Source organism: Povalibacter sp. (assembly GCF_036520495.1).
GTDB lineage: Bacteria > Pseudomonadota > Gammaproteobacteria > Steroidobacterales > Steroidobacteraceae > Steroidobacter.
This window is the reverse complement of the sequence record NZ_DATDJO010000065.1, coordinates 1-18,370: the sequence shown is the minus strand read 5'-3', so window position 1 is coordinate 18,370 and position 18,370 is coordinate 1. Positions and strand designations below refer to the sequence as shown.

Sequence of the window (18,370 nt, the reverse complement as noted above, 5' to 3'; positions counted from 1 at the left end):
GCCATCGGAAGGAAGCAGGTACACAGAGGAGCACAGAACGAGCGATCCTGATTGTCTCCTGTTGTGCTCCTTTGCGTTCTTCCTCGTGCTCCCGTGTGTACCTGTCTGCTCAGGCATCTCATCGATGAACATCAGGCAGATCCTGTGGCGCTGGCTCGTCGTCGGCCATCGCTGGCTCGGCATTGCGACGTGCCTGTTGTTCGTCGTGTGGTTCGCCTCCGGGCTGGTCATGATGTACGTCGAATACCCGCAGCTGACATCGACGGAACGCCTGGGGCGCCTGCAGCCAATCGACTGGGAGCGGGTCGCCATCGAACCGCAGGACGTGTTGCAGGAGCTGTCGCTGACCCAGTACCCGCGCAGCTTCAGGCTCGTGATGATCAATGGCGAGCCTGTGTACCAGCTGACGGGAAGCGGCTGGCCGGTACGCGCGGTCTCTGCAGCCGACGGACGCGTGATCGAAGCCATCGGCGCACGCGATGCACTGGACATCACCCGGCACCTCTCTTCTCCGGGCGCACCGACGAAAGTACTCACGATCGAACGCGATCAGTGGTCGGTCGCCGGTACCTTCGATGGCCATCGTCCGCTGCATCTGGTCGCGCTGAACGATGCCGCCGGCACCGAGCTCTACATTTCGTCACGCACCGGCGAAATCGTGCTGGACTCGACGCGGCGCGAACGCGCATGGAACTGGGTCGGCGCCGTGCTGCACTGGTTCTACTTTCGCGACCTGCGCGCCAACGGACCGCTGTGGTCACAAGTAGTACTGTGGACGTCGGGTATCGGCATCGTCGTCGCCATCACCGGGCTGTGGCTTGGCATCGACAGGCTGCGCCTGCGACGCCGCGCGGGCACCTCGCTATCGCCGTTCCGCGGCTGGATGGCCTGGCATCATCTCGCCGGCATCGTCGGTGGATTTTTCCTGCTGACGTGGATCTTCAGCGGCTGGCTGTCGATGGGTCCGCCGGTGCCGTGGGAACGAACCTTCGACGCACAGCGTATGCAGGTGGGCGTGAACGCGTACAGCGGCAACACTGCTGCGGAATTTCTGGTATCGCTCGACACCTTGCGATCGTTGCGCCGCCATGACGCCGTGGAAGCAGCCTTTTCGTGGGCGCTCGGCCAGCCTCACATCGAGCTTGCGGATGCGGCCGGGCATCGAATCCACCTCGACGCACGAACCGGAACTGCGCAGGGTCTCGATGAGGCTGCATTGATCACCGCCGCGCCGGTTCTGATCCCGGACGCAACACTCGTTGCCGCACACCGATTGGAACGTGAAGATTCCTACTGGTACTCACGCCGCAGCGCCCGTGTGCTGCCGGTGCTGCGCTTCGTCTTCGACGATCCCGATCGCACATGGGTGCATGTCGATCCGCGCACCGGCAAGGTCGTCGGCTGGATGCGCCACAGCGATCGCATTCACCGCTGGCTGTTCAACGCCCTGCACAGCTTCGACTTCCGCTGGCTGCTCCTCTCGCGCCCGTCTTGGGACATCACGCTGTGGCTACTGTCGATCGCCGGACTCGTGATCTCCGTCAGCGGCGTCGCCATCGGCTGGCGGCATTTGCGGCGCCGGGCAAATCCCTGATCTGCAAAGCGCTAACGTTGCCAATAAGAATCATTCTCACTATGATGCGGGCCCCGCCGATACCAGAAATTCGAGCGATGACAGCAGCGGCGCGCGCGACGACAGCAACCGAGCAAAAGCGGCGGGCCTTCTGGCTCAAGCATTTGCACCAATGGCACTGGGTCAGTGCTGCCGGCTGCCTGGTTGGCCTGGTGCTGTTCAGCATCACGGGCTTCACGCTGAACCATGCGTCCGCCATCACGGCGAAACCCGTAGTCTCGACGGCCACGGCCACACTGCCCGCGGAATTGTTGCGGACGTTGCAGCAGACAGCGTCCGAGGCGTCGGAAACCACGGCGGTGCCGGACGACGTGAGTCGCTGGCTGCGCCGCGAGCTGGCGGTGCGGGTCGATCGCGATAAAGCGGAATGGTCCGATGACGAGTTGTACGTATCGCTGCCCCGGCCGGGTGGTGATGCGTGGATGACGATCGATCTCGTCAGCGGCGACGTCTCCCACGAGCGAACCGATCGGGGCTGGATTTCCTATCTGAACGATCTTCACAAAGGCCGCAACACCGGCGCTGCGTGGAGCCTGTTCATCGACGCGTTCGCCTTCGCGGCGCTGATCTTCGCCCTCACCGGGCTCGTGCTGCTGAAGATGCATTCGATGCACCGGCCTGCAACGTGGCCGATGGTGCTGCTGGGATTCGTGCTGCCGCTGTTGCTGGCGATTCTGTTCATTCATTGAAGGTATCCATGCGCATTGGCTTCGCCCTCGCCTTCCTGCTCGCCTCGCTCGCGCTGCCGGCCGGCGCGGCAGACCTTACCGTGAAGGTGCAGATCCCGGCGCTGAACGTCGCCGAGTATCATCGTCCTTACATCGCCCTGTGGATCGAGAACGAAGACCAGAGCATCGCGAAGCACCTGGCCGTCTGGTACCAGACCGATCCGAAGAAGGAAGACGGCACGCAGTGGCTCAAAGATCTGCGCCAGTGGTGGCGTCGCGGTGGCCGCGAGGCAACGATGCCGATCGACGGCGTCACGGGTGCGACACGTCCCGTCGGCGAGCACACGTTGCAGTTCAGCGGTGACAGCAAGCAGATCAAGGGCCTCCCGGACGGCAAGTACAACCTCGTCGTGGAAGCGACCCGCGAAGTCGGCGGCCGTGAGCTGCTGCGAATCCCTTTCGAATGGCCCGGCAAGCCGCAGCATGCGACTGCGCAGGGCAAAACCGAGCTCGGCACGATCACGCTCGAGGTCAAGCCCTGACGGGCGACTGGCCAACTGGTCGCCTGGCTGACTGGCCAGAGCAGATTCACATCGGAGAAGACACATGAAGCATGTATCCCGGTTCGTAGTGGTGGCACTGGCAGCAGCGGCGCCATTGACGGTGCACGCTCACAAGGCCTGGCTGCTGCCCTCGACGACGGTTACGACCGTCGATCAATGGGTCACGGTCGACGCTGCCGTGTCGAACGACCTGTTCTACTTCAATCACGTGCCGCTGCGTCTCGACGGTCTCGTCGTGACCGCGCCGGATGGCACGCAGGTCAAACCGGAGAACCTGTCCACGAGCAAGTACCGCACGATGTTTGATCTGCACCTGACGCAGAACGGCACGTACAAGCTTGCCAACATCAACCGCGGTCTGACCGCCAGCTACGAAGAAGACGGCAAAGTGAAGCGCTGGCGCGGCACGGCCGAAAAATTCGCCACGGAAGTACCGGCCAACGCCCCGAAGCTGCAAGTCGCTGAATCGGCCGGGCGCGTCGAGACATTCGTCACCGCCGGCAAGCCCACCACCGAGGCGCTGAAGCCCTCCAACATCGGCCTGGAACTCATCCCGGTCACGCACCCGAACGATCTGTATGCCAACGAGGAAGCGAAATTCCGCTTCATCCTCGATGGCAAACCGGCAGCCGATCTGGAAATCGAAATCGTCGCCGGCGGCACGCGCTATCGCGACCACCAGGAGGAGATCAAGGTGAAGACGGACGCCAAGGGCGAATTCGCCGTCACCTGGCCCGCGCCCGGCATGTACTGGCTCGAAGCCGGCTTGCAGGACAACAAGACCTCGCTGCAGCAAGCGAAGCAGCGCCGCGCCAGCTACGTCGCGACATTCGAAGTACTGCAGCAGTAGGCCGGATCGTGCGGCTCGAGTCAGACAGTCGGAGGTTCGACTTCCTGTGCGTTCGACTTTCCCCCAGGGGATTTCCTGCAGTCACAGTCGAACATCAATTGTCCGGCTGAAGCCGGACCCACAGTCGGAGGAAGCTCCGTCCTGCGGGTTTGGCTTCTCCGTGGGATCTCCGCGCGTCACATCGACCGCTCTATGATCGAGTCAATTGGCATACCGCGACTGCTGGTCGCGACATCGGTACTGATCGTTTACGTCGCATTCGTCGTCGCCTGCCTGCGCCCGAAGCGCCGCGACCCGGCGCGCGCGATCGACGGCATTCAGGACATCACGTCGAACGACGCTGTCACGCTCGTCGCATTCGCGAGCCAGACCGGGTTCGCCGAACAGCTCGCCTCGCAAACGGCCCGGTCCCTGACTTCGGCATCGAGCGCTGTGCAACTCGCTTCTCTGGCAACTCTCAGCGCCGATGATCTGCCAAAAATCTCGCAGGCTCTGTTCGTCGTCAGCACCACCGGCGAAGGCGACGCACCGGATCCCGCCGCCCGCTTCGTCCGCGATTCCCTGAGCCGCTCTCTGCCGCTGGAGAACCTGCGCTACGGCGTGCTCGCACTCGGCGATCGCGAGTACGACAACTTCTGCGCCTTCGGCCATCGCCTCGATGCCTGGCTGCGGCATCAAGGCGCGACACCATTGTTCGATGTCGTCGAAGTCGACAACGGCGACGAGGGCGCGTTGCGCCACTGGCAGCATCAGTTGAGCGTGCTGAGCGGCAGCCCCGATCTCGCCGACTGGGACACACCGAGCTACGAACGCTGGCGCCTCACCGAGCGCACGCTCGCGAACCCCGGCAGCGCGGGCGATCCCTGTTACCACGTCGTGCTGCAACCCCAGCCCGGATCGAATGCCGATTGGCAGGCCGGCGACATCGTCGAGATCGATCCACAGAATTCGACCTGGAATGCCACGACGGCCGCGCTGCCTCATCGCGAGTATTCGATCGCCTCCGTCCCCGCCGAGGGAGCGATTCACCTGCTGATCCGGCGGATGCAGCGTCCCGACGGCAAGGCCGGACTCGGCAGCGGATGGCTCACGCAGCAGGCGGCAATCGGTTCGGACATCGCGCTGCGAATCCGGCCCAACTCGAACTTTCATGTGCCGCGAGATTCGCGCCCGATGATCCTGATCGGCAATGGCACGGGCATTGCGGGCTTACGCGCACTGCTGAAAGCGCGCATCGATGCCGGTCATCGTCGCAACTGGCTGCTCTTCGGCGAGCGCCATGCCGCCCACGATCGCTTCTACCGCAGCGACCTGGACGCGTGGTCGGACAACGGCTCGATCGAACGACTCGACCTGGTGTTCTCACGCGATCAATTCGAACGCATCTACGTGCAACATCGGTTGCTGGAGCGCCCGGACGCACTGCGCGAATGGATTGCCGCAGGCGCAGCGATCTACGTCTGCGGCAGCCTGCAGGGAATGGCTCCCGCCGTCGACGCGGCGCTCACGCATATTCTCGGCGCAGACATCGTGGAGCAGATGACGATCGAGGGAAGGTATTGCAGGGATGTGTATTGAAAGGAAGGTGCCAGGTGCTAGGCGCCAGTCAGAAAAACGAAGCGATCGCCTGTGGAGTCGCGGCACCCAGTCCCTGCCCTAGTGCCTAGGGCCTAGGGCCTAGGGCCTAGGGCCTCTCTCTCACTTTCGTCAGCCTGCGATTGGCTCTTTAGGTCGATGGCCGTCCCGTGCCTCGACGGCACACTGCGCGCCGCTGGTTCAACACGACTCATGGCGTTCGGGAATCAGACTGATGCCGCGGCAGCCCATGATCGAAACGCGCTGCCCGGCTAACCTCCTATTCAATGCACAGAGCGAATGATCATGTTGGGAATTGTTGCAAGAGTGATCGTGTGTATCGTCCTCGGCGTGTCGTTCCTGTGTGCCCTGGCCTTCGGTCTGGCGTGCGATCTGTTAAGTCGCGAAGCGCCCGGGCCATCGAATCGGCATCTTCGTGGAACCTCCCGGCAGTCTGCGGAGTCTATGCAGCGCACTTTTTATCTTGGCGGAGAGCAGGCATGAATATCGGCATGAGGAGCAGCGATCTTTTCCGTCCGTCCAGCTCGATCCCTCTGGCGCTTCCCGAAGCTGCCAAGGCGCTCGAAGCCGCGTGGCAGCGTCGCCGCCAGGAACTTGGCAACTGGCAGCCATCGAACGGCTGGCTGGTCGACCCGACCGTCAGCGCCAAGCGCCAGCCGTCGGCACGCTGACTCCCGATACATTCAGGGAAAACCCGCCTCCGGAGCACTCCGGCAAATCTGCTAACGTGCGCAGCGGATGTTCCACTGCTAGCGGAGTTTGCCGATGCATCGCGCTGTTGTTTGTGGTCTGACGCTTCTTGCCTTCGCGCCGCTGGCGCTTTCCCAGACACCTGGACTGCACGTCCGCCACGTGGGGTCGGCAACGCTGCAGAACGTTCCGGACGTCCCCCCGCACATCGCCGCTGCCGTTCAGCGCTTCCAGAACTATCGCGCCGCGACGTTCCAGGACTGGCTTCCCGACGGATCGTTGCTGATCGCCACGCGCTTCGGCGCAACCCAGCAGATCCACCGCGTCGCTGCACCCGGCGGCGCACGCACGCAGATCACCTTCTTCGACGAGCCCGTTGCTTCCGCCACGGCCATTCCCGGGTCGAATCGCTTTGTTCTGGTGCGCGACACGGGCGGCGATGAATGGTTTCAGCTCTACTCGATGGGGTTGACGGGACAACCTCAGCGTCTCACGCAACCCGGCACCCGCAATCTCTCGCCGATTTTCAGCCCCGACGGCACGCTGCTGGCGTGGTCGCAAGCCACCAGGGGGTCGGCGGAGTACGTGCTGTACACCGCCGACCCGGCCAATCCGTCGCAGGCCCGCGCGGTCTATCGCGCCAGCGGCAGCATCGAGCCAGGTGACATCTCACCCGATAAACGCACGCTGGTCCTCACCCGCGTCCTCTCCAATCGCGAATCGCAGCTGCTGTTGCTCGACCTCGCGTCGGGCACGACGCGCGACCTGGCGGCAAAGGGCAGCAAGGCATTGTTCTCCGAACCTCACTTCGCCGCGGAAGGTCGCAGCGTACTGGCGCTTTCCGACCGCGACAGCGACGTATTGCGACTGGTGCAGATCGACATTGCCGCGGGAAAAACCACAGTGCTGACGCCTGCCCTCCAATGGGATGTCGAAGCATTCAGGGTATCCAGCGACGGTCGCCTGCTGGCCTATGCGATCAACGAGGACGGCTACTCGCGCGTGGTCGTTCGCGACCTGACTACGAACCGGGATCTGCCGCAGCCGCAGCTGCCCCGCGGCGTGCTGACGGGCATGGGCTTCTCTACCGACGGGTCGCAGCTCGCGCTTGCCCTCACGACGGCGACGAGTTCGGGCGACGTGTGGTCCTGGAACGTGGCGAAGAACGAGCTGACGCGCTGGACCACTTCGGAACTGGGCGAACTCGATCCGGCACAGCTCGCCGAACCGCAACTCATCCGCTTCAAATCGTTCGATGGCCTGTCCATTCCCGCCTTTGTGTATCGGCCCGTCGGCATCCCCGCAGATCAGCGCACGCCCGTCATCATGGATATCCACGGCGGGCCGGAAGCGCAGACTCTCCCGATCTGGAATCCCGGTGCGCAGTATTTCGCCAACGTGCTGGGCGCAACCGTGATCCTGCCGAACGTGCGCGGCTCCTCCGGCTACGGCAAGCGCTACATGAATCTCGACAATGCGGAGAAACGCGAGGACAGCGTCAAGGACATCGGCGCCCTGCTCGACTGGATAGCCGAGCAACCGAATCTCGACAAGAATCGGGTCGCCGTCTACGGCCAGTCCTATGGCGGTTACATGTCGCTCGCCGTCAGTACGCATTACGCCGATCGTCTCGTCGGCGGCGTCGAACGCTACGGTATCAGCGACTTTGCGTCGTTCCTGCGAAACACCGAGGCCTATCGCCGCGACAATCGCCGCGCCGAGTACGGCGACGAGCGCGATCCGCAGATGCAGGAAGTGTTCAAGCGCATTGCGCCACTCGCCAACGTGAAGAAGATCACCAAGCCCATGCTCGTCATGCAGGGTGCCAATGATCCACGCGTGCCTCAGTCCGAATCGGATCAGGTCGTGGCGGGCATTCGCGCCAATGGGGTCGAGACCTGGTACGTCGTCTTCGCCGACGAGGGACACGGCTTCCAGAAGAAACCCAACAACGACCTGCGGCGCGAAGTGGAAACGGTGTTCCTCGCGAAACTGTTCAACGTTTCGCCGGGCGGCACCGAATGAGCACAGAGCTGCGGCCGGGACTCTATCGACACTACAAAGGCAACGACTACGAAGTGATCGGTGTCGGCCGGCACTCGGAAACCGAAGAGTCCGTGGTGATCTACCGCGCACTCTACGGCGAGCGCGGCCTGTGGGTCCGCCCACTCCGCATGTTCACCGAGTTCGTCGACCACGACGGACGCAAGGTGCCGCGGTTCGCATATATGAAAGATTCGCCGACAGGCACCGCGAAGCCGTGAGCTGATTCACGTGCGCCGCCCTTGTCACTCACGCGGCGCCCAATCAGACTCCACCAAATCCGTTTTTGACTGGTGACTGGTCAACCATAAGCAGGCGGGGCGTATTCATGACGAAGGCGGGCAGTCTGGTATGCGTGGGCGTCGGCATGACGCTCGGCTCGCATCTCACGCCACTGTCGCGCAGCTACATCGAACAGGCCGACGTCGTTTTCACCGGATTATCGGATGGCATCATGGAGCTGTGGCTCGCCAGGATGCATCCCGACGTTCGCAGCCTGCAGCAGTACTATCAGGAAGGTAAGCCCCGCACGCAGACCTACCGCGAGATGACTGAGGCCATGCTCACCGAAGTACGCGCGGGCAAGAAGGTGTGCGGCGCGTTCTACGGCCACCCCGCCGTCTTCGCGCTGCCGCCGCGCATGGCTATCGCCATGGCACGCAGCGAAGGGTACGAGGCGCACATGGAACCCGGGGTTTCGGCGGAGGACTGCCTGTACGCGGACCTCCAGATCGATCCGGGCGACGTCGGCTGCCAGCACTACGAGGCAAGCCAGTTCATGCTCTATCGACGCAACACCGACGCCACCGCCTACCTGGTGTTGTGGCAGATCGGAATCGTCGGTGACAGGTCGTTCGCACGCTTTTCCACAGGCTCCGGATATCGACAGCTCCTGGTTGAGTTGCTGTCACGCGATTACCCGCTCGATCATGAGCTCATTCTGTACAAGGCGGCGACACTGCCGACGAGCCGGCCCAGCATCGTGCGCCTGAAACTGTCTGAGCTGCCTTCTGCGAAAATCGATATCCACATGACGTTGGTGATTCCGCCGGCACATGCGCCAGAACCAGATCTGAAGATGCGGCGTCACCTGGAACGACTTGATCGCAGCGAGCTGCCTCGCATGAAAGAATCCTCACGCACATGCATGACCGCCCGGCTGCACTTGCGACCGATTGATCCGAACGATCGCGACCTGTTCTGTGAGCTACACACCTCGGTACGCGTCATGCAGTTCATTGGCAGTCCGCTGACGGAGAGCCAGGCGATACGAAAATTCGGCAAGGCATTGCAGATGACGCGCGAGCGACGGCGGCATTTGCGGTTCTATGCCATCGTCGAACGTCATACTGACAAACCTATCGGCATCTGCGGCTTGATCCGCTCGCGGTCGCAAACCGGTCTTGAGATCGGCATCATGCTGCACGAGCGCTGGCAGGGACGCGGATATGGGCGCGAAGCCGTCTGGGCGCTGGTGGAGCAGACTCTGCGCAGAGGACCGGTTCAACGCATCTTCGCCACCACCGATGCCCGCAACGCGCCCTGCGCCGGGATGTTCAGGGGACTGGGGTTTCAGCAACAACCTGGGGACGGCAACGCCCGTAAAACACTCTGGGAAATCTCGCGTGAATCGATGGCGAAAACTCCTGCAACGGCTCAACAGAAAGGAAACAATCACTCCGACGGTATGAAATTTCAGTGTTGACGGTGTTTGGACAGTTTGCAAAAGGAAACAACAACATGACCAACCTGCTTAATTTTCTGGAACGAATGGGCAGCGACGCAAACCTGCGCGGCGCGGCCGGCAAAAATCTGGCACTCGTACTTTCCGATGCAGGCATCGATGGAGCCGCGAGCCGGGCAATCCTGACTGCCGACCGAAGTGCACTGGAATCTCTGTTGGGTGCTTCTGCAAACGTCTTCTGTTCCCTGCATACGCCGGGCGAGCAGCCAGCGGACGAACCTGCCTCGCCGGATGATGGCGACGAGGAGCCGCAGCCAGGCACTGGCGGCCGAACAATCTCGCGGAAGAAGAAAAAGAAGAGCGGCAAGAAGAAGTCCACGAAGAAACAGCCAGCGAAGAAATCCCCGGCAAAGAAGAAGGCGCCCAAAAGGAAAACATCCAAGAAGAAAAAGAGCAGCAAAAAGAAGAGCAGCCGGAAGAGAAAGTGAGGGAATGGACGGACCGGTCCAGTGATTTCGCATAGAGATCCCTTGCAAGCAGGAACGGCGTGGCGGCTATGGCCGCGCCGTTCCGTACTTTCACTAATACTGCTCATCGCCATCGCGTCCGCTGGCGCCGACGAGATCGATGATCTGCTGAGCAAAGCGGACAACCTGAAATCTGTCGACTATCAACAGTTCGTCGCCACGATCCAGGATCTTGACCGGAGGTCCGCGGATCTCTCCGTAAATCAGCAGCACTACCTGCGCTTTCTCGACGCGTGGCATCTCGCTTATGACTCCGACTATGCAGCCGCCATCCCGTTGCTGCGGCGGCTGGGAGAAGAAATCCAGGAGCCCAATCTGCGCTTCCGGGTGCTCTCCACCATCGTCAACGTACTCGCCATCTCCAAACGGTATGAAGAGGCGTTTGCCAGGCTCGACGGCCTGCTGAAGCTCCTTCCCGAAGTCACGGACCAGACAGCCCGGCAGCAAGGTCTCGGCGTCGCCTCTTATCTGTACGCCCAGGTTGGGCTGGAAGATCTTGCGCTCAAGTTCGGAGATCAGGTGGCGCAGGAGGACTGGGCTGGCCGGGGAATCTGTCGCGGCGCCGAACTGCGGTTCCAGGCGACACAGACATCCGAGCGAGTCATCGCCGTGGACAGCGAGGTCGTCGATGCAGTCAATGCCTGCATCAAAGCCGGCGATCTGATGCGGGCAAACTTCGTGCGCGCCTACGCTGCCATGTCCTATATCCGTCACGGGAAATACGACAATGCGCTGGCCCTGCTGGATGGACACCGTGAGGAAGTACAGAAGACCAGCTACCGGCAGCTGATCTCGCTCCACGACTCACTGCTTGCCCGGATCTATCGCGAGAAAGGCGAGCCCAGACTCGTTCAGGAACATGCAACCAGCGCGATCAACAACTCCATCAAGGGCGAATACACCGAGCCGCTGGTGACAAGCTATCGCCTGCTCTACCTTCAGGCACGGGAACGCGGTGATCTGGCTACCGCACTCGAGTATCACGAGCACTACGCTGCTGCCGACAAAGCCTATCTCGATGAACTCAGCGCCCGGCAGCTCGCCTACGAAAAGGTCAAACATCAGTCGCTGGCGAACGAACTGCAGATCGACACGCTCAACAAGGAAAAAGAAGTTCTGGAGTTGCAGCAGGCACTCGACAAGAAGGCCGTCGAAGCCAGCCGTCTCTATATCGTCGTGCTGGTCCTGATTGCCGGATTCATCGCCCTCTTTGCTTATCGGACCAAGCGCTCACAGCTCCATTTCATGAAGCTGTCACAGCAGGACGGTCTTACGGGCATCGCCAACCGGCCACACTTCATCCGCCGGGCCGAAGAGTCACTCGCCAGCAACAGGAAGAACGATCAGGAAGTCTGCGTCGTCCTCTGCGACCTGGACCACTTCAAAGGCATCAATGATCGCTACGGTCATGCCGCAGGCGACAGCGTCCTGCGACATGTCGTTGCGGAAATTCGCCGTCACCTGCGAGCGAACGATATTTTCGGTCGCGTCGGCGGCGAGGAATTCGGCGTGCTGCTTCCCGGCTGTTCGCTCGAGGCCGCCCGCGAACGCTGCGAACAGCTGCGCACCGCGCTCGCGGCACTCACGATCAGACTCGACGAGACGGAGATTTACGCATCAGCCAGCTTCGGCATCGAGACCACCGCCTCCTGCGGCTACGATCTGCGCCAGTTGCTGGCCAATGCAGACGCTGCGCTCTACCAGGCAAAGGACGCCGGACGCGATCGCATCGTGACTTACCACCCATCCATGGCCAACACGTTCACCTCGATGACCACCGGCCGCTTCCGCGCCTCCAACGACCGTTTCAACCAGGATTTCGCGGTCCACACGAAGTAGGAGCGGGCTCTGGGCGCTGGTAATCATGCACACATCACGCGCCCGACTTCGGTGGTTGGATCCTGGTATTGGCTTGCGGATTCGCTGGCACCGCGATGGCGGCTGTTGGGCTCGACTTCAGTCGAACCCACAGGAGCAGTCAGGCAGTAATGCCGCGGGCTAACTCCGCGGCATGAGCCACCGCGCTATCAGCGCAATCGGAATCCCCACGCAGGCAACATGCACTGCAATACCCTGCATGAGATCTCGCAGCGACGGTGTGCGGATCGGACTCGCTGACAACGGCACGACCACGTAGGTCATCACGAGATACACCGCGACTCCGTAGGCGACGCCGCAACTGACCGCGGCCAACAACGCTCGCGGCGTCAATATCGGCAGGCGTCGGCTGGCCAGCATGAACACGGCGACGATGACGCACATGATGGCGAAGTGCAGGAGCAGGCCGAGCGCCGCTGTCGTCGCGCCTCCACTGAACGCATTCTGTCCGAGCACACCGGAGGCCACGCTCTGCAAGATGCGGCCCGGCGGGACGCCACGACCGAGCCAGCTCAGGATCGCGGCACAGATATCCAGCGTGCCCGCCACCAGTGTGCCGACGACTATGGCTCTGAATACGCTCCTCGCTCCGACCGCCAATGCCGCTTCGTGCAATGCAGCTTCGCCCATGGCGTGATCCTCGGTGAGACGGGACCGGATTGTCGTCCACGCCACACCTCGCGAGCGCGCACATTCGGGTGCTGTATGCCCGATCAGGCGATCGAGCCGAACATCACGAACGCGGCCGGATGCGGTAGTTGCAGTGTCGGCAGACCGCGGACGCGGCGGACTCACTGGCACATTCGGATAGTCGAAGCAGGATCAGACGAGCAGCGGATCGCATGCGAGTACCATCGGGCAACGCCGGTTGTATTCTGACGACACAGGTGGTTCAGCGTTCATCGTGCGGAGCGACCATGAATTTCTTCACCCAGCAGGCCCGGCCCGGCGACGCCGCGACCACCGCGGCACCACCGCTGATGCACGCCGAGATCAAGCCGTTCAGGCCCGGGATCACCGAAATGAACCCGAGCCCGCATGCCGTCGTATGCATGTTCCTCGGCCCGTCCGTCGAAACCATCTGCGTGCGCAATGGACGCACCCGGCACGGCCGCGAAGTGGCCGGCGATCTCGACATCATTCCCTCGAACACGCGCTGCTCCTGGGAAACGAAGCAGGCCGGATCGACGCTCGTGATGGTCGTGCCGCAGACGCTACTGCAATCCGTGGCCCGGCAGCTGGGCCTCGATGACTCGTACGTCGAACTGGCGGATCGATTTCAGCTGCGCGATCCGCAGATCGAGCACATCGGCTGGGCACTCAAGGCCGACATCGAAACCGGTAGCGCGGGCGGTCGGCTCTTCCGCGACAGTCTCGGTACGGCGCTCGCGAGCCGCCTCGTGCAGCGTCACAACGCCCATTCGTTGCCGATGCGCGATCCACGCGGCGGCCTCAGCACCACCAAGCTGAAGCATCTGGTCACCCATATCGAAGACAATCTGGAAAGCGACCTGTCGCTGAACGAACTGGCCAGCGTCGCGGCGATGAGCGTGTCGCATCTCAAGACGCTGTTTCGTCGTTCGACCGGTGTACCCGTCCATCAGTACGTGCTGCGGCGCCGTGTTGAACGCGCCAAGCTGCTGCTGCAGGAGGAAGATCTCTCCATCACGCAGATCGCATTTGCAACGGGGTTCGCACATCAGAGTCATCTCGCCCGTCACATGCGCAAGATTCTCGGCACGACCCCGGCGTCCGTAAGAAGGCAGCCCGAGTAATCCCGATCGTTCGGTCTCTGCGGCCATCGCCCCGAGAAAAAAAGCGCGGCGCGAAGATACGCATGCACCCCTGACCAAAGTAAGCAGTAACATCCATCCAGTGGACGATGCGGCCCGGGCGCGGGCCATCGAAGATGCCGGTTCGTAGATGCCGTCACGCAGCGCCGTTATGCAGCTGCAGCAAGGCACTCATCACACAGCTCCAGGACCGGGGAGAATCTTCATGAGCATTCATTACGCCAGTATCGCGGCGATGACCACCCTCTTCGCCGCACTGTCAGCGCACGGCCAGGCGCCAGTACACAAGCACTATGACGACAATGGGGCCGCCGGCAAGGCGGCAGCCAGCGGCGCGCTTGCGCCGCGCCTGCAGAATGTGGGCACGCACAAATTCGCCGCTGTCTCCACGTGTTCCGCCGAGGCAATGCCCTTCATGCATCAGGGACTGAATCTCACCTATGGATTCAATCATGCCGAAGCGGGCCGTGCGTTCGCGGAAGCAGCTCGCCTCGACCCGAACTGCGCGATGGCGCCCTGGGGCCAGGCACTCGTTCTCGGTCCGAACATCAATGCGCCGATGGCGCCGGAAGAGGAACCCAAGGCATTGGCGTTGGTGAAGCGCGCTACCGCTTTGAAGAGCAACGCCTCGCCAGCGGAACGCGACTACATCGATGCATTGACGGCACGTTACACGGGCAAGGCCGATGATCGTCGCGCGGCGGATCAGGCATTCGCCGGCGCCATGCGCGCGCTGCATCAGAAATATCCGCAGGATCGGGATGCGGCGACGATCTACGCCGAGTCATTGATGGATCTGCGCCCTTGGGACTACTGGACGCGCGATGGCCAGCCCTACGCTGAAACGACGGAAATCATTGCGACACTCGATGGCGTCATCAAAGCCAACTCCGTTCACCCTGGCGCCCTGCACTATTGGATCCATCTGTGGGAAGCCAGCAAGACGCCCGAGATAGCCGAAGGCGCTGCGGATCGACTGATGCCGCTCGCACCCGCCGCGGGCCATCTGGTGCACATGCCGGGTCACTTGTTCCAGCGCATCGGTCGCTATGGCGACGCCCAGAAGGCCAACAAGCTGGCGATCGCCGCCGACGAGGACTACATCACGCAGTGCAAGGCGCAGGGTATCTATCCGCTGGCCTACTACCCGCACAACGTGCACTTCCTGTGGTTTGCCTCGACCATGAACGGCGACAGCAAACTGGCCATCGACTCGGCACGCAAGACCGCGCAGTCAGTGCCGGATGCGGCCGTGAAGGCAGTGCCGATCCTGCAAACCTTCAAGCTCGTGCCCGACTATGCGCTGGTGCGCTTCGGCAAGTGGGATGAGATCCTCGCCCTGCCGGCTCCCTACGACAGCCTGTTCGCGAAAGGCGTACGCAACTACTCTCGCGGCATGGCCTTCACCCGCAAGGGCAATTACACGGCGGCGAAGGCCGAACTGGCATCGCTGCAGAAGATTGCCGTCGACCCGCAGCTCGTCGCCACGCCTTCGTCCATGTCGCTGAATCTCGCGGACTCGGTGCTGCGCATCGCGGTGGAAGTCCTGAGCGGCGAAATGGACGCTGCGCAGAAGAACTACGACAGCGCCATTGCGCATCTCGACCGGGCCGTTCGCTATCAGGACGCACTCGTCTACACGGAACCGGATGACTGGCACTATCCCGTCCGTCAGTCGCTGGGTGCTGTACTGATCGACGCAGGACGGCCCGCGGAAGCAGAGACCGTCTATTGGGACGACCTGCGCAGCCATCCGAAGAACGGCTGGTCTCTGTTCGGGCTCAGCCAGGCACTGCGCGCGCAAGGCAAGAATGACGCGGCCAAGTCAATCGATGCCGACTTTGCCAAGGCCTGGGCTCATTCGGACGTGACCCTCACAGCGTCGCGATTCTGATGCAACGCGCGGCTCTCATCGTTGCGGTTGCTGCACTGACATTCGTTGCAGCAATCGCCCGTGCCGACGGACCGGGCGCGTACCGGCCCGTCGAAAGGCCCTCGAGTTCGACGGCGCCGGTCCTCCACGCCATCGACGCATACAACGCCGGCTATGCGCAGATCCGTCGTGCCGATGAACTCGGCACGCAGGCAGACGCAGCCAGGCAAGCGAAGATCGCTTACCAAGCTGCGCTCAAGGAATTCTCCAGAGCCGTGCAGCTCGATCCGGCGATGCACGAGGCCTACACGTACATCGGCTACGCCAAGCGGCAGCTCAGTGACTACGAGGCAGCGCTCGACGCGTACGAGAAGGCCCTGCGCATCAATCCGGACTATCCGCCAGCGATCGAATATCAGGGCGAAGCGTTCGTGAAACTGGGGCGCATGGATGAAGCGAAGTTCAATTATCTGCGTCTTTATGCATTGTCACCGCCGCTGGCGGCGAAACTCCTCACCTCGATGCAGCAACGCGTCGGCAGCAATCGCTCCGCCGACACCGCGGAGCTCGAAGCCTGGATGACGGAACGCGCGGCACTTGCTGCCAAAGCCGGCAACGATCGACCGGGCTCGAGCTGGTAGGAAGGAATTCAGAAAAAGTGACGGTTCGAATCCGGATCTCCGACCCTTCGTTCTCTTTTATGCGGTTTTTCGCGGCGCTCTTCTTCTCTCAGGAAGTGACTGAAACGAACTTGCCCTGCTCGCGATCCTTCCTGACCTGATCGCCGCGAAAGACCTGGCCGTTCATGGTGATGTAGACACCGGGCGGCAGGCATTGCACCGCGGCGAACGCCATACCCAGGTTGAAGGTCGCATCGCTTTCGCTGAAGCGCGCTGGCGCCAGCGCACCTGTCAGTACGATGGTCTTACTCGCAACATCGACGAGTGCATTGGCGGATTCGATCATCGTATCCGTGCCGTGAGTAATGACGACGCGATCCGATTCCAATGCCGCCACCGTCTGCCGCAGCGTGGCCCGATCGTCATCGGTCAGCTCCAGGCTGTCCTTGCGGAAAAGATCGACGAGCTGCCACGGGCAGGCGACGCGCGCTTCCTTCAGCATGTGAGCGACCATCGTCTCGCCCACCTGATACGTCGACAGCGCGTCGAAGTACGCCTTGTCGATGGTGCCGCCGGTGGTGACGATGATGATGGGTTGCGTGGACATGGGAACAATGAACAATTGAAAATTGACAGTTGAAATTGCGGAAGGAAGATCCGATCTCAATCGAGCTTCAGGATCACCGAATCGGTCAGGATGGGATCGTCGAAACGTACGGTGTCGCCGGCCTTCTTGCCTGGTACGAGGAACAAGCGTGCGGAGAGCGGCTTGTTCAATCTCACGGACAGAGCGGCAACATCGCGTAACAGGCCAGAGATTGTAGCAATGGGAGTGTCCCCGGGAATCGGCACCACATCGAGTCCCGTGCCGCAGACACTGGAATACAGCAACAGATCGCGAATGCCGTAGCGACCCTCGCCCGCCCGCTGCGCCAGCAGCGGATCTTCCAGTACCGGCAGCATCAATCCCGAATAGCCACAGGTCTTCACGCTCAGTGACTTGATGGCTGCGGTGATGATCGAACAGGCCTGCAAGGTCGAGGCGGTGCCGAACGGCGTGTGGGTAAACGCTTCGATGGCCGCGGCAATGCTGCGATCCTTGAGCGGTGCGGGCGACGAATCGATACCGAGATACACACAGCCGCTGCGACGCGCGAACTCCTGGCCAAGCCGTTCGATGGGCGCAAGAACCTGCGACAGGAGTTCGCGCAAAGCGTCCCCGGCGCGTGATTTGTCCGGCTCCCTGACGAATGCATCCTCGACGACCGACGCCGATTCGATACCCAGCGCCACGGACTGCGCTCCCTGATGCCAGGCCACCGGAAAGAACGGCGTGCCCGCCGGAATATTGGCCGCAGCGGCAAAGCGGAAATTGCCGATGCCATCGGGCAGCGCGACCGCCAATGCCGCCATGATTTCTGCCGCGGTCGTCGCGGATTTCTCGTGAATCCCCGCGCTGTCGGCGATCACGGTCGAGAAGCTGATACTGCGGGTCGTTCGGACCAGCTCGCTACTCCAGGCCGCGAGCCCGGCGTCATACCGATCGTGCGTCAGCAGTGGTCCAATGCTCATGATCGTGCCGCTCTCGGACAGCAGGCGGTCGATCTTCTGCAGATCGCTCAGAATCCGATCACGGCCGGCGGCATCGAGTCCCGCAAGCAACGGCTGGGTGGCGATACGCACGGTCTGCACTTCGTAACCTGCATCCGCGAACAGACTGCGACCCTGCTTCAGCAGCGCAATCGCAGCGTCGATGCGATCGAGCTGCGTCACGTTCGCCAGTTCGATGCCGGCAGTGATCGTGCGAACCCGCAATGGCTTGGTTGGCTGCAACTCCTTCCTCCTGTTCTCTGCACTCCAGGCTGTCGGTGGAGCGACGCTGGCCGCACCCAACAGACCCAGCATTTCGCGGCGCGACAACATACCTATTGTTTACGCCCCGGCCCATACAC

At 62.2% G+C, this 18,370-nt stretch carries 17 protein-coding genes and 1 pseudogene; 15 read left to right on the top strand and 3 right to left on the bottom strand.

Going from position 1 to position 18,370, the window contains the following annotated elements:
- Positions 1–124: 124 nt before the first annotated feature.
- The 12 genes and pseudogenes from VIZ63_RS22210 to VIZ63_RS22160 all read left to right on the top strand — a co-directional run bounded on the left by VIZ63_RS22210 (position 125) and on the right by VIZ63_RS22160 (position 12,093).
- Complete coding sequence (locus tag VIZ63_RS22210; protein ID WP_331612003.1) at positions 125–1,594, top strand: PepSY domain-containing protein; 1,470 nt, start codon at positions 125–127, stop codon at positions 1,592–1,594.
- A gap of 77 nt (positions 1,595–1,671) precedes the next feature.
- Positions 1,672–2,322 (top strand): PepSY-associated TM helix domain-containing protein, encoded by a 651-nt coding sequence (locus VIZ63_RS22205; RefSeq protein ID WP_331612002.1) that lies wholly within the window; start codon positions 1,672–1,674, stop codon positions 2,320–2,322.
- An 8-nt stretch (positions 2,323–2,330) separates the two neighbouring features.
- Positions 2,331–2,843, top strand: a complete 513-nt coding sequence (locus VIZ63_RS22200) for a DUF2271 domain-containing protein (protein ID WP_331612001.1) — start codon at positions 2,331–2,333, stop codon at positions 2,841–2,843.
- A 64-nt stretch (positions 2,844–2,907) separates the two neighbouring features.
- Positions 2,908–3,714, top strand: a complete 807-nt coding sequence (locus tag VIZ63_RS22195; RefSeq protein WP_331612000.1) for a DUF4198 domain-containing protein — start codon at positions 2,908–2,910, stop codon at positions 3,712–3,714.
- Positions 3,715–3,906: 192 nt separating this feature from the next.
- Complete coding sequence (locus VIZ63_RS22190; RefSeq protein ID WP_331611999.1) at positions 3,907–5,292, top strand: sulfite reductase subunit alpha; 1,386 nt, start codon at positions 3,907–3,909, stop codon at positions 5,290–5,292.
- Positions 5,293–5,789: 497 nt separating this feature from the next.
- Entirely contained in the window at positions 5,790–5,981 is a 192-nt protein-coding gene (locus VIZ63_RS22185) for a hypothetical protein (RefSeq protein ID WP_331611998.1), read from the top strand.
- 94 nt (positions 5,982–6,075) lie between these two features.
- Positions 6,076–8,025, top strand: a complete 1,950-nt coding sequence (locus VIZ63_RS22180; protein WP_331611997.1) for a S9 family peptidase — start codon at positions 6,076–6,078, stop codon at positions 8,023–8,025.
- Positions 8,022–8,264 (top strand): DUF1653 domain-containing protein, encoded by a 243-nt coding sequence (locus VIZ63_RS22175; protein ID WP_331611996.1) that lies wholly within the window; start codon positions 8,022–8,024, stop codon positions 8,262–8,264. Before VIZ63_RS22180 ends, VIZ63_RS22175 begins: the two co-directional genes overlap by 4 nt.
- A 107-nt stretch (positions 8,265–8,371) precedes the next feature.
- Positions 8,372–9,154, top strand: a pseudogene (locus VIZ63_RS25510) (SAM-dependent methyltransferase); the annotation flags it as partial.
- Positions 9,155–9,166: 12 nt separating this feature from the next.
- Entirely contained in the window at positions 9,167–9,748 is a 582-nt protein-coding gene (locus VIZ63_RS25505) for a GNAT family N-acetyltransferase (RefSeq protein WP_349261252.1), read from the top strand.
- A gap of 35 nt (positions 9,749–9,783) precedes the next feature.
- Entirely contained in the window at positions 9,784–10,215 is a 432-nt protein-coding gene (locus VIZ63_RS22165; RefSeq protein WP_331611994.1) for a hypothetical protein, read from the top strand.
- A gap of 42 nt (positions 10,216–10,257) precedes the next feature.
- Positions 10,258–12,093, top strand: a complete 1,836-nt coding sequence (locus VIZ63_RS22160; protein ID WP_331611993.1) for a GGDEF domain-containing protein — start codon at positions 10,258–10,260, stop codon at positions 12,091–12,093.
- 159 nt (positions 12,094–12,252) lie between these two features.
- On the opposite strand, the gene VIZ63_RS22155 is transcribed toward VIZ63_RS22160, so the two are convergent.
- Positions 12,253–12,762 (bottom strand): hypothetical protein, encoded by a 510-nt coding sequence (locus VIZ63_RS22155; RefSeq protein WP_331611992.1) that lies wholly within the window; start codon positions 12,760–12,762, stop codon positions 12,253–12,255.
- 287 nt (positions 12,763–13,049) lie between these two features.
- Between VIZ63_RS22155 and VIZ63_RS22150 the strand changes: the two genes are divergently transcribed.
- The 3 genes from VIZ63_RS22150 to VIZ63_RS22140 all read left to right on the top strand — a co-directional run bounded on the left by VIZ63_RS22150 (position 13,050) and on the right by VIZ63_RS22140 (position 16,439).
- Positions 13,050–13,907: an AraC family transcriptional regulator gene (locus VIZ63_RS22150; RefSeq protein ID WP_331611991.1), complete on the top strand. Its 858-nt coding sequence runs from the start codon at positions 13,050–13,052 to the stop codon at positions 13,905–13,907.
- Positions 13,908–14,130: 223 nt separating this feature from the next.
- Positions 14,131–15,819, top strand: coding sequence for a hypothetical protein (locus VIZ63_RS22145; protein WP_331611990.1), 1,689 nt, complete (start codon positions 14,131–14,133; stop codon positions 15,817–15,819).
- Positions 15,819–16,439, top strand: coding sequence for a tetratricopeptide repeat protein (locus VIZ63_RS22140; protein ID WP_331611989.1), 621 nt, complete (start codon positions 15,819–15,821; stop codon positions 16,437–16,439). The genes VIZ63_RS22145 and VIZ63_RS22140 overlap by 1 nt, the downstream gene beginning before the upstream one ends.
- 88 nt (positions 16,440–16,527) lie before the next feature.
- Here the strand turns inward: VIZ63_RS22140 and VIZ63_RS22135 are convergent, their stop codons facing one another.
- Positions 16,528–17,025: an asparaginase domain-containing protein gene (locus tag VIZ63_RS22135; RefSeq protein WP_331611988.1), complete on the bottom strand. Its 498-nt coding sequence runs from the start codon at positions 17,023–17,025 to the stop codon at positions 16,528–16,530.
- A gap of 56 nt (positions 17,026–17,081) precedes the next feature.
- Positions 17,082–18,341 carry a DUF711 family protein gene (locus VIZ63_RS22130; RefSeq protein WP_331611987.1) on the bottom strand — a complete coding sequence of 420 codons (1,260 nt, stop codon included), beginning with the start codon at positions 18,339–18,341 and terminating at the stop codon, positions 17,082–17,084.
- Positions 18,342–18,370: the final 29 nt, after the last annotated feature.